The organism is Streptomyces sp. NPDC025638, assembly GCF_055558775.1.
Window position 1 is genome coordinate 566459 of sequence record NZ_JBVHLX010000001.1, and the last position, 11797, is coordinate 578255.

At 72.9% G+C, this 11797-nt stretch carries 9 protein-coding genes; 8 read left to right on the forward strand and 1 reads right to left on the reverse strand.

Annotation, left to right across the window (positions count from 1 at the left end; translation table 11 throughout):
* Positions 1 to 246 precede the first annotated feature (246 nt).
* The 5 genes from ACZ4EG_RS02520 (at position 247) to ACZ4EG_RS02540 (ending at position 6475) form a co-directional block, all read left to right on the forward strand.
* Entirely contained in the window at positions 247 to 816 is a 570-nt protein-coding gene (locus ACZ4EG_RS02520) for a hypothetical protein (protein WP_467789252.1), read from the forward strand.
* Between the two features lie 45 nt (positions 817 to 861).
* On the forward strand, positions 862 to 4107 hold the full coding sequence (locus ACZ4EG_RS02525) for a S41 family peptidase (RefSeq protein ID WP_467789253.1): 3246 nt from the start codon (positions 862 to 864) through the stop codon (positions 4105 to 4107).
* A gap of 89 nt (positions 4108 to 4196) precedes the next feature.
* Positions 4197 to 4550 (forward strand): histidine triad nucleotide-binding protein, encoded by a 354-nt coding sequence (locus tag ACZ4EG_RS02530; RefSeq protein ID WP_453551818.1) that lies wholly within the window; start codon positions 4197 to 4199, stop codon positions 4548 to 4550.
* A 6-nt stretch (positions 4551 to 4556) separates the two neighbouring features.
* The gene (locus ACZ4EG_RS02535) at positions 4557 to 5462 is read left to right on the forward strand and encodes a ribonuclease Z (protein WP_453551820.1); all 906 of its coding nucleotides are present in this window, start codon (positions 4557 to 4559) and stop codon (positions 5460 to 5462) included.
* A gap of 20 nt (positions 5463 to 5482) precedes the next feature.
* Positions 5483 to 6475, forward strand: a complete 993-nt coding sequence (locus ACZ4EG_RS02540) for an adenosine deaminase (protein WP_453551823.1) — start codon at positions 5483 to 5485, stop codon at positions 6473 to 6475.
* On the opposite strand, the gene ACZ4EG_RS02545 is transcribed toward ACZ4EG_RS02540, so the two are convergent.
* The gene (locus tag ACZ4EG_RS02545; protein WP_467789254.1) at positions 6439 to 7713 is read right to left on the reverse strand and encodes an MFS transporter; all 1275 of its coding nucleotides are present in this window, start codon (positions 7711 to 7713) and stop codon (positions 6439 to 6441) included. The two genes, ACZ4EG_RS02540 and ACZ4EG_RS02545, sit on opposite strands and share 37 nt — an antisense overlap.
* Before the next feature lie 291 nt (positions 7714 to 8004).
* On the opposite strand from ACZ4EG_RS02545, the gene ACZ4EG_RS02550 reads away from it, so the two are divergent.
* The 3 genes from ACZ4EG_RS02550 to ACZ4EG_RS02560 all read left to right on the forward strand — a co-directional run bounded on the left by ACZ4EG_RS02550 (position 8005) and on the right by ACZ4EG_RS02560 (position 11491).
* On the forward strand, positions 8005 to 8961 hold the full coding sequence (locus tag ACZ4EG_RS02550; RefSeq protein WP_467789255.1) for a 5-dehydro-4-deoxyglucarate dehydratase: 957 nt from the start codon (positions 8005 to 8007) through the stop codon (positions 8959 to 8961).
* The gene (locus ACZ4EG_RS02555) at positions 8958 to 10247 is read left to right on the forward strand and encodes a glucarate dehydratase family protein (RefSeq protein WP_467789256.1); all 1290 of its coding nucleotides are present in this window, start codon (positions 8958 to 8960) and stop codon (positions 10245 to 10247) included. Before ACZ4EG_RS02550 ends, ACZ4EG_RS02555 begins: the two co-directional genes overlap by 4 nt.
* A 101-nt stretch (positions 10248 to 10348) precedes the next feature.
* Positions 10349 to 11491 carry a carbohydrate kinase family protein gene (locus tag ACZ4EG_RS02560; RefSeq protein ID WP_453551834.1) on the forward strand — a complete coding sequence of 381 codons (1143 nt, stop codon included), beginning with the start codon at positions 10349 to 10351 and terminating at the stop codon, positions 11489 to 11491.
* Positions 11492 to 11797: the final 306 nt, after the last annotated feature.

Sequence of the window (11797 nt, forward strand, 5' to 3'; positions counted from 1 at the left end):
ATCCGCGTGGGCAGCCCGTCCCGGTACAGCGTGAGCACCTCGCGGCAGCCCTCGCCGTCCGTGTGCCGGTGCCGGACGGTCCACCGGTACACCGTCCCCTCGACGACGAGTCTTCTGAGCCCTGCGGTCGCTGCGCATCCGCTCAGGTCAGGCGAGCCGAATGCCACTCGACGGTGGCGTGCGCGAACACTTGAGTGGCCGTTTGTGCTCTTCCGTAGCGCCGGTGTCGGTGGGAGGCTGCCCTCCATGGGGGCATTGAGGAGGATTTGGCGTCGGCCGCGCGGGACGCGGGTGGTGGCCGTGGCAGGGCTCGCGATGGTGGCCGTGGGCGGAGCCGTGGCCTGCCAGCCGGGTGATCTGAGCACGGCGTCGGTGGCGTACACCACCGACAGGACCGCGACCGCGGAGCTGGAACGCCGGCACGTCGACGTGCGCTGGCTCACCTGCACGGGCAACTACGGCAACAAGGGCTACACACCCGGGAAGACGCCCTCGCCCACCGAGTCCACCGTCGTCTCCGTCGACTGCCAGGGGCAGACGCAGGACGGACGGAAGATCACCGTCACCGGCAAGGTCACCAAGGCCGTCGACGGCGCGTGCGTGCGCGGAGACCTCGTCGCCAAGGTGGGCGGCAAGGAGTGGTTCCATGTCAAGGGACTCGGCAACTGCAACGCCAGGCCCGGACCGACGTACACCCCGCCCGTCACCTACCGGCCCTCGGGCGGACAGCAGCCCGGTCCCACCGTCACCGTCACCGTCACCCGGACCATCTGGTGCAAGGGCGACCCGACCTGCTGGCCCGTCGAGGGCAAGTGATCGGAAAGGGATTCACCGACTCCGCCCGCTGCATATGGTGATCGGGTGACTGAGTCCACATCGACGGGTTCGGCGGGTTCGACACGATCGACAGGATCGGCAGGAACAGCCGCGTATTTCCGATTCCCCCACCTGCACGGCGACTTGGTCGCCTTCACCGCCGAGGACGACGTCTGGCTCGCGCCCCTCGACGGCGGCCGGGCCTGGCGCGTCGGCGCCGACAACGTGCCGGTGTCCCATCCGCGCATCTCGCCCGACGGTACGATCGTCGCCTGGACCTCGACCCGGGACGGCGCCCCCGAGGCGCACATCGCCCCGGTCACCGGCGGCCCCGCCAAGCGGCTCACGCACTGGGGCAGTTGGCGGACCCAGGTGCGCGGCTGGACCCCCGACGGACAGGTCCTCGCGCTCACCACCCACGGCCAGGCCAGCCTGCGCCGCTCCTGGGCGCACGCCGTCCCGCTCGACGGCGGACCGGCCACCGCCCTGCCGTACGGCCCCGTCGGCGACGTCGCCTTCGGGCCGCGCACCGTGCTGCTGTCCGCCCCGATGGGCCGCGAGGCCGCCTGGTGGAAGCGGTACCGGGGCGGTACGGCGGGCAAGTTGTGGATCGACGCGGAGGGCACGGGCGAGTTCGCACGGCTGCACGAGGAGCTGGACGGGAACCTGGAGTACCCGCTGTGGGTGGGGGACCGGATCGCGTTCCTGTCCGACCACGAGGGCACCGGTGCGCTGTACTCCTCCCTCGCCGACGGTTCCGGGCTGCGGCGGCACACCCCCCTCGACGGCTTCTACGCCCGGCACGCCGCCACCGACGGCAGCCGGGTCGTCTACTCCAGCGCCGGTGAACTGTGGCTGCTCGACGACCTGGAGAGCGCCGAGCCACGCCGACTGGACGTACGGCTGGGCGGGCCGCGCGTCGACCTGCAGCCGTACCCGGTGGACGCGTCCCGCTGGTTCGGGGCCGCGTCCCCCGACCACGGCGCGCGCGGCAGCGCCGTCTCCGTGCGCGGCGCGATCCACTGGATCACCCACCGCTCCGGTCCCGCCCGCGCGCTGGCGGCCACGCCGGGCGTACGGGCCCGGCTGCCGCGCGCCTTCCGCGCCGACGGCGAGGAATGGGTGGTGTGGGTGACCGACGCCGAGGGCGACGACGCCCTGGAGTTCGCCCCGGCGACCGGACTCGCGCCCGGCGCGATCCCCAGACGGCTCGCCGCGGGACAGCTCGGCCGGGTCCTGGAGCTGGCCATGGCGCCCGACGGCAGCCGGGCCGCCGTCGCCGCGCACGACGGGCGGCTGCTGCTCGTCGAACGGGAGACCGGCGAGGTGCGCGAGGTCGACCGCAGCGCCGACGGCGAGGTGTCCGGGCTGGCCTTCTCGCCCGACTCGGCCTGGCTCGCCTGGTCGCACCCCGGCCCGCGCCCCCTGTCCCAGCTCAAGCTCGCCCACACCACCGACCTGTCGGTCACCGAGGCGACCCCGCTGCGCTTCCAGGACTACGCGCCCGCCTTCACCCTCGACGGCAAGCACCTCGCCTTCCTGTCCAACCGCTCCTTCGACCCGGTCTACGACGAGCACGTCTTCGACCTGGCCTTCGTCGTCGGCGACCGCCCCCACCTGATCACCCTCGCCGCGACCACGCCGTCCCCGTTCGGCCCGCAGCGGCACGGCCGCCCCTTCGAGACGCCCGACAAGGACGAGACCCCCGACAGCGAGGGCACCCCGACCACCCGCGTCGACCTCGAAGGACTCGCCGAACGGGTCGTCCCCTTCCCGGTCGAGGCCGCCCGCTACTCCAATCTGCGCGCGGCCAAGGACGGCGTGCTGTGGCTGCGCCACCCGGTGCAGGGAGTCCTGGGCGCCTCCCGGGCCACCCCCGACGCCCCCGAGCCCAAGACCGAGCTGGAGCGCTACGACCTCGCCCAGCGGCGCATCGAGCATCTCGCCGCCGACGCCGACCACTTCGAGGTGAGCGGCGACGGCAAGCGCGTCCTGCTGTGGAGCGACGGCCGGCTCCGGGTCGTACCCAGCGACCGGCGTGCCGCCCACGACGACGACGGCGACACCAGCGTCACGGTCGACCTCGCCCGGGTACGGCAGAGCGTCGACCCGGCCGCGGAGTGGCGCCAGATGTACGACGAGGCCGGGCGCATCATGCGCGACCACTTCTGGCGGCCCGATCTGAGCGGGGTGGACTGGGACGGCGTCCTCGACCGCTACCGTCCGCTGCTCGGCCGTATCGCCACCCACGACGACCTCGTCGACCTGCTGTGGGAGGTGCAGGGTGAACTCGGCACCTCGCACGCGTACGTCCAGCCGCGCGGCGGATACGGCGACGGGGCCCGGCAGGGCCTGCTCGGCGCCGACATCTCCCGGCACCCGGACGGCAGTTGGCGCATCGACCGGATCCTGCCCTCGGAGACCTCCGACCCCGAGGCCCACTCCCCGCTCGCCGCACCCGGCGTCGCCGTGCGCGCCGGGGACGCGATCGTCGCCGTCGCCGGCCACCCCGTCGACCCGGTGACCGGGCCGGGGCCGCTGCTGGTCGGTACGGCGGGACAGCCGGTCGAGCTCACCATCTCGCCGTCGGGTGGCGGCGAACTGCGGCACGCGGTCGTCGTCCCCATCGCCGACGAGGAGCCGCTGCGCTACCACGACTGGGTCACCGGCCGGCGCGCCTACGTCCACGAGCGCTCCGGGGGCCGGCTCGGCTATCTGCACGTGCCCGACATGCAGGCCCCCGGCTGGGCCCAGATCCACCGTGACCTGCGCGTCGAGGTGGCCCGCGAGGGACTCGTCGTCGACGTCCGGGAGAACCGTGGCGGCCACACCTCCCAGCTCGTGGTGGAGAAGCTGGCCCGGCGGATCGTCGGCTGGGTCCTGCCGCGCGGCCTGCGGCCCTACAGCTACCCCCAGGACGCGCCCCGGGGACCGGTCGTCGCCGTCGCCAACGAGTTCTCCGGTTCCGACGGCGACATCGTCAACGCGGCGATCCGCGCCCTCGGCATCGGCCCGGTGGTCGGCACCCGCACCTGGGGCGGCGTGATCGGCATCGACAGCCGCTACCACCTGGTCGACGGCACGCTGATCACCCAGCCCAAGTACGCGTTCTGGCTGGAGGGTTACGGCTGGGGAGTGGAGAACCACGGGGTGGACCCGGACGTGGAGGTGGTCCAGCGGCCGCAGGACTGGGCGGCGGGCAGGGACCCTCAGCTGGACGAGGCGATCCGCCTGGCGCTGGCGGCACTGGAGGAGCGGCCGGCCAGGACTCCGCCGGGCCTGCCCGGCTGAGGCCGCGCGCGAGGCCACGGACAACCCGTCGGCCGACGACGATACGATGCCCCCCGGTACCGCGACCGCCGAACCCCGGAGGGAACCGCATGGCAGGGGAGCCGCAGGACGACTGCCTGTTCTGCAAGATCGTCGAAGGGCACATCCCGGCGACGATCGTCCGCGAGACGGAGACGACCGTCGCCTTCCGGGACATCAACCCCCAGGCACCCACCCACGTCCTGGTGATCCCCAGGGTGCACTACAAGAACGCGGCCGAGCTCGCCGCGGCCGAACCGGCCATCGCCGCGGACATACTGCGCGAGGCCCAGGTGGTCGCCGACGAGGACAAGCTGGAGAGCTACCGCATCGTCTTCAACACCGGCAGCGGCGCGGGGCAGACCGTCTGGCACGCCCACGCGCACGTCCTGGGCGGCCGCGGCATGCACTGGCCCCCCGGATAAGTCACCGTGTCCGTACGTGAATTGGTGGTCCTCGGCACCGCCAGCCAGGTCCCGACCCGGCACCGCAACCACAACGGCTATCTGCTGCGCTGGGACGGCGAAGGCATCCTGTTCGACCCCGGCGAGGGCACGCAGCGCCAGATGCTGCGTGCCGGGGTCGCCGCCCACGACCTGAACCGGATCTGCGTCACCCACTTCCACGGGGACCACTCGCTGGGCCTGGCCGGTGTCATCCAGCGGATCAACCTCGACAAGGTGCCGCACCCGGTCACCGCGCACTACCCGCGCTCCGGGCAGCGCTTCTTCGCCCGGCTGCGGTACGCGACCGCCTACCGGGAGACGGTCGAGCTCACCGAGGCGCCGGTGGACGCCGACGGGCAGCTCGCGGTGACCCCGTCGTACACGCTTCAGGCTCGCAAGCTGTCCCATCCCGTCGAGTCCTACGGCTACCGGCTCGTCGAGCCCGACGGCCGCCGCATGCTGCCCGAGCGGCTCGCGGAGCACGGGATCAAGGGGCCGGACGTCGGCCGGATCCAGCGCGAGGGCGTCCTCGGGAGTGTGCGCCTCGACGACGTCAGCGAGGTGCGGCGCGGGCAGCGGTTCGCGTTCGTCATGGACACGAGGCTGTGCGACGGGGTGCATGCGCTCGCCGAGGGCTGCGACATGCTCGTCATCGAGTCCACCTTCCTCGACGAGGACCTGGAACTCGCCGTCGAGCACGGCCATCTGACGGCCGGCCAGGCGGCGGGCGTGGCCCGGGACGCGGGTGTGCGGCACCTCGTGCTCACCCACTTCAGCCAGCGCTACTCCGAACCGGAGGAGTTCGAGCGGCAGGCGCGGGCGGCCGGGTTCGAGGGCGAGCTGACGGTGGCGCACGATCTTCTGCGAGTGCCGGTCCCGAAGCGCCGATAGATCCCGCTTACGATGCTTCGATGCCCCTCCCGAAAGCAGAACTGCACCTCCACATCGAAGGCACCCTGGAGCCCGAGCTGGCGTTCCGGCTCGCCGGGCGCAACGGCGTCCGGCTGCCGTACGCGGACACGGACGAGCTCCGCAAGGCGTACCGGTTCGAGGACCTCCAGTCCTTCCTGAACCTGTACTACGAGCTCATGGCCGTCCTGCGCACCGAGCGGGACTTCGAGGACCTCGCGAACGAGTACCTCGCCCGCGCCGCCGCGCAGGGCGTGCGGCACGCGGAGATCTTCTTCGACCCGCAGGCGCACATCGCCCGGGGCGTCCCGATGGGCACGGTCGTCGAGGGGCTGTGGCGGGCGCTCGGGAACAGCGAGGAGAACCATGGCGTGTCCACCCGGCTGATCATGTGCTTCCTGCGGGACGAGTCGGCCGACTCGGCGCTGGAGACGCTGGAGGCGGCCCGCCCCTATCTCGACCGGATCACCGGGGTCGGCCTCGACTCGGCCGAGGTCGGCCACCCTCCGGTCAAGTTCCGCGAGGTGTACGAGGCCGCCGCCGAGCTGGGACTGCGGCGCGTGGCGCACGCGGGCGAGGAAGGGCCGCCCGCGTACATCACCGAGGCCCTGGACGTGCTCGGTGTCGAGCGCGTCGACCACGGTCTGCGCTGCCTGGAGGACCCGGCGCTGGTGGAGCGGCTGGTGCGGGAGCGGATCCCGCTCACCCTCTGCCCGCTCTCCAACGTCCGGCTGCGGGCCGTCGACGTCCTGGCGAAGCACCCGCTGCGCGCGATGATCGAGGCCGGGCTGCTGTGCACGGTCAACTCCGACGACCCCGCCTACTTCGGCGGCTACGTCGCCGACAACTACCACGCGGTGCGCGACGCCCTCGGGCTGACGAAGGAGCAGATGCGCGAGCTGGCCCGCAACTCCTTCCTCGCTTCCTTCCTGGAGGACGACGAGGAGCGGCGGGCGCGTTATATCGCCGCGGTGGAGGCGTACGAGTTCTCGTAGCCCGGGATCTCGATCTGCACGACCGCGTCCTCGAAGTCCCCCAAGCTCTTCGAGCAGGGGGAACCCCCACGGGCTGGAACGGGCCGGCGCCCGAGAGCCACGGCCGTCAGCGGTACGGCGATCACGAGGAGACCGGCGGCGAGGATCGCGCCCATGACCGGGAACCCCGCCCGCGCCGACAGCACGCTCCCGGTCAGCGGTCCCGCCGCCGTGCCCAGTGACGCGGCCGAGCCGACCAGGACCGCCCAGCGACCGCGCGGGTCCAGGGAGGCGGCGAGGCCGATCATGTACGACAGCACGACCGGGTAGAGCACGTTCCAGGCGATCTCGCCCGCCGCGAAGGTCATCAGGTCGGTCGCGGACGCGCTGAGCGCGATGCAGACCGCGATGAGCGCCGTACCGGCACCGATGGGGGCCGCCGGCCCCAGCCGCGGGCCGAGCGCCCCCGCACCCACCACCCCGATCAGCGCGGCGCCGAGCGCGACCGCGAAGACCGCGCCGACGGTGACCTCCGTGAGGTGCGCCTGGGAGAGGCCGATACGGCCGCTGACGCCCCACAGGGAGTTCTGCACGAGGGACCAGCACGGCATGGCGGCGACCAGGACCAGGCCGGAGCGCCGGTGGGGAAGCGGTAGCCTGCCGGGCAGGGTGCGCGCGGGCGCCGTACGGAGGGAGAGCCGGCCGGTGAACGGCCACGCGGCCAGCGCGGTGAGCGCGATCGCGGCCAGGGGCTGTCCATGGCCCGCGCCGAGGTGCGGCACCGTCAGATAGACGGCGCCCGCGAGCGCGGAGACGCCGAGCAGGCCCAGGACGGAGGCGCGGTGCGGGTCGCTCCCCCAAGCTCTCGACTCCGCTCGAGCAGGGGGCGCCCCCATCGCGGCGATGCCGGTGGCGGCGACCGCGGTGACCGTACCCGAGCCGAACCCGCCCACGAGCGCGCCCACGATCACGGCCGGTACGACGGTGGTGAGGGCGGCCCCGCCGTAGCCGAGGACGGCGAGCAGGAGTCCGGCGCGGGCGAGCGTGCGGGCCCCGATCCGGTCGACCCTGGATGCCAGCAGAAAGCCCGCCGCCGCCGAACTCAGCAGCAGGGCACTGCCGATGGCTCCGGCCTGGGTGGGGGAGAGGGGAAGCCCCGTGTCGAGTCTGCCGACGGTGGTGGGCAGCAGATACGGAGCGAGGTACCCGGCCGTGAAGAGGGCGACGAGTGGCCAGGGAGTGGTGCGGGGGGCGGACACGGGCGTTCCCGGGGCATGCGAAAGGAGCGGTTCAGAAAGGGGAGTGGGCGACGACCGTCGACGGACAGGAACGCGCGAGCAAGTTGTATCAATCAGGCGGTTGGGGAAAAAAGGGCGTTAGGTGTGATGTAGGTCACCTTTTGTTTGGGGTGAGGGAAGGCGGGTAAAGGCGCGCGCCATCGCCGGTGCGGGGCACCAGTGGACGGAGGGGGCGGTGGAGGGTGCCGTTGACGGCCGCTGTTCGCGTATCTAATCTCGGTTCTCATATATGGATGACGTCTACATGGGGAGATGGCGCGGGTGGCCGGTGACACGCAGACGGAGACCGTGACGCGGAGGCTGCGGGACGGCATGGCGAACGGCGTGCTGTCCTTCCCGCTCACGGCCTTCCACGACGACGGCTCCCTCGACCCCGAAGGCTTCCGCGCCCATGTCGCGGCGCAGCTCGCCACGGCGCCCGGCGCCCTTTTCCCCGTCTGCGGCACCGGTGAGTTCTTCTCGCTCGACGAGGACGAGTACCGGCGGGTCGTCGAGATCGCCGTCGAGGAGGCGGCGGGCCGGGTGCCCGTCGTGGCCGGGACCGGGTACGGCTGGGCGCAGGCCGCCCGATTCGCCCGGATCGCCGAGCAGGCCGGCGCCGACGCGCTGCTCGTCCTCCCGCACTACCTCGTCGCCGCCCCGCAGGACGGCCTGGCCGCCCAGCTGGAGCAGCTGGCCGCCCGCACCCGGCTGCCGATCGTCGCCTATCAGCGCGGCCAAGTGGCGTACGGCGTACGGGCGTTCAAGCGGATCGCGGAGATCCCCGGGGTCATCGGGCTCAAGGACGGCCACAGCGATCTCGACCGCCTCCAGCGGCTCACCCTTGCCGCCCCCGAGGGCTTCCTGTTCTTCAACGGCGCCGCCACCGCCGAGATCCAGGCCCGCTCCTACGCCGCCGTCGGCGTCCCCGCCTACTCCTCCGCCGTCCACGCCTTCGCCCCCGAGATCGCGAACGCCTTCTTCGCCGCCCTGCGGGACGGCGACCACGGCACGGTCGACAAGCTGCTGCGCGACTTCTACGTCCCCTTCGTCGAACTCCGCGACCGCGTGCCCGGATACGCGGTGTCCCTGGTGAAGGCGGCGGCCCGGCTGCGCGGGCGCCCGGTGGGCCCCGTCCGCGCCCCGCTCGCCGAGCCGTCACCCGACGACCTCGCCGGCCTCAAGACCCTGCTCACCACCGGACTCGACCTCGTAGGAGCCGCCCTGTGATCCGCGACCTGACCATCACCGAGGTACGGCTGACGCCCATCCTGGTCGCCGACCCGCCGCTGCTGAACACCCAGGGCGTGCACCAGCCGTACACCCCCCGGCTGATCGTGGAGGTGGTGACGGCCGACGGGACCACCGGGCTCGGCGAGACCTATGGCGACACCAAGTACCTGGAGCTGGCCCGCCCGCTCGCCGACCGTCTGATCGGTCGTCGGGTCACGGATGTGAACGCTCTGTTCACCCTCGACGTCGCCGTCGACGACTCCCGGGTCGAGGATGCCGTCGACGTCGGCGGACTGCGCGGCGTCCAGACCGCCGACAAGCTCCGGCTCTCCGTCCTCTCCGCCTTCGAGGTCGCCTGCCTGGACGCCCAGGGCAGGGCGCTCGGCCTGCCGGTGCACGCGCTGCTCGGCGGCAAGGTGCGGGACTCGGTCGAGTACAGCGCCTACCTCTTCTACAAGTGGGCGGCCCACCCGCAGGGCGTGCCGGCCGAGGCGGACGACTGGGGCGCCGCGCTCGACCCGGCCGGAGTCGTCGAGCAGGCACGGAAGTTCAAGGACCGCTACGGCTTCACCTCCTTCAAGCTCAAGGGCGGTGTCTTCCCGCCCGACGAGGAGATCGCCGCCGTACGGGCGCTGGCCGAGGCGTTTCCCGGGCACCCTCTGCGCCTCGACCCCAACGGCGCCTGGTCCGTGGCGACCTCGCTCAACGTCGCCAAGGAACTCGGGGACGTCCTGGAGTACCTGGAGGACCCGGCGCTCGGCACCCCGGCGATGGCCGAGGTGTCCGCGGGGACCGACGTCCCGCTCGCCACCAACATGTGCGTGACGACCTTCGCCGAGATCAGGGAGGCGTTCGCGCGGGACGCCGTGCAGGTGGTGCTCTGCGACCACCACTACTGGGGCGGGCTGCGCAACACCCAGCACCTCGGGGCGATCTGTGACACCTTCGGCGTCGGGGTGTCCATGCACTCCAACACCCACCTCGGGATCAGCCTGGCCGCGATGACCCACGTCGCGTCCACCGTGCCCCGGCTCCACCACGCCTGCGACTCCCACTACCCCTGGCAGTCGGAGGACGTGCTGACCGAGCGGCTCGCCTTCTCCGGCGGCCGGATCACCGTCTCCGACGCCCCCGGCCTCGGCGTCGAACTGGACCGTGACCGGCTGGAGGTCCTGCACCGCAGGTGGGCGCGGAACGACGGGGTGCTCAGGGACCGGGACGACGCGGCGGCGATGCGGGTGGCCGAACCGGGGTGGGTGACGCCGACGATGCCGCGCTGGTAGGGGCGGCCGGTCTCCGTACGAGGGGCTCCGGCGCGAGAGCGGTCGGGCTGTCCGTGACGTGGTGCACACTGGCCAGATCCGCACCAGTCAGGGAGCGCACCGTGACCGCGTCCAACGCGTTTGCCGGGGAGGAACCGGAGCACCTCGGAGACCCGCAGCACAGCCCGGCCCACGTCGATCCGCTGGCCGTCCTGCGCACGCCGGACGACCCGCCCTGGGACGTCTACCTCACGGGCACCGTCTTCCTGGACATCATCTTCACCGGTCTCGACTCGGCTCCCGTGCGCGGGACCGAGTCCTGGGCGCGGGGCATGGGTTCGAGCCCCGGAGGCGTGGCGAACATGGCGACGGCCCTGGCCCGCCTCGGCCTGAAAACGTCCCTCGCGGCGGCCTTCGGCGACGACCACTACGGCGACTACTGCTGGGACGCGCTCGCCCAGGGCGAGGGCATCGACCTGTCCCCGTCGCGCACGGTCCCCGGCTGGCACTCCCCGGTCACGGTCTCGATGGCGTACGAGGGGGAGCGCACGATGGTCTCCCACGGTCACGAGCCGCCCCCCGAGGAGCCCGCCCCGGACTGCCCGCCACGCGCGCGTGCCGCGGTCGCGTCCCTGACGCCGGGCAAGAGCGCCCCCTGGGTCACGCAGGCCGCGAGCGACGGTACGCGGATCTTCGCGGACGTCGGCTGGGACGACACGGGCGCCTGGGATCTGGCCGGCCTCGCCGACCTGGCGCACTGCGAGGCGTTCCTGCCGAACGCCGAGGAGGCCAAGCGCTACACGGGCGCCGACTGCCCGCGCGCGGCGGCCCACGCCCTCACCGAGTTCGTACCGCTGGCGGTGGTCACCCTCGGCGCGGAGGGCGCCTACGCCGTGGACCGGCGGACCGGGGAGGCCGCCGAGGTGCCCGCGATCGCCGTCGAGGCCCTCGACCCGACCGGCGCCGGGGACGTGTTCGTCGCGGGCTTCGTCACCGGGACCCTGGCCGGCTGGCCCCTGGCCGACCGCCTCGCCTTCGCCGGCCTGACGGCCGCGCTGTCCGTCCAGGAATTCGGCGGCTCGCTCTCGGCCCCCGGATGGTCGGAGATCGGCGCATGGTGGCGCCGGGTGCAATCGGTGGAGGGCCAGAACCCGGCCGCACTGCGCCGCTACGCATTCCTGGAACACCTGGTCCCGGAGGAACACCTCACCTGCTGGCCCCGCCGCAGAGCGGTCCCGACAATCGGCTTCCGCCGCCCGACGTGAGCACCGGCTGACGCGGCCGTCACGGCCCCGGCCTCGGGCTCTGGTCGAGCGCGGGGGCGGCTGTGGTGGGCGGGGGCCGGTCCGAGCGGGGGTGTCCGCCTGGGCGCCATTTCCCGGTTCCGGATCCTGGGCGGCTTCCGGGCGTCGGATCGGCCGAGTCTCCGGGGGCTTTCCGCCTCGGGCTCTCGCCAAGCGCTGGGCAGCCGTGGCGGCCGGGCACCGGTCTGGTGCAGGGATGCGCGCGCGAGCTGCCGCTCGGTTCCAGGCTCCTTCGGCTTCCGTGCTGCTGTGAGCGGACAGTGTCCG

Bases quoted from the DNA above. Each gene is read 5' to 3' on its own strand.
- ACZ4EG_RS02520 (WP_467789252.1), top strand. From the start codon at position 247: ATGGGGGCATTGAGGAGGATTTGGCGTCGGCCGCGCGGGACGCGGGTG.
- ACZ4EG_RS02530 (WP_453551818.1), top strand. From the start codon at position 4,197: ATGGCAGGGGAGCCGCAGGACGACTGCCTGTTCTGCAAGATCGTCGAA.
- ACZ4EG_RS02540 (WP_453551823.1), top strand. From the start codon at position 5,483: ATGCCCCTCCCGAAAGCAGAACTGCACCTCCACATCGAAGGCACCCTG.
- ACZ4EG_RS02550 (WP_467789255.1), top strand. From the start codon at position 8,005: ATGGCGCGGGTGGCCGGTGACACGCAGACGGAGACCGTGACGCGGAGG.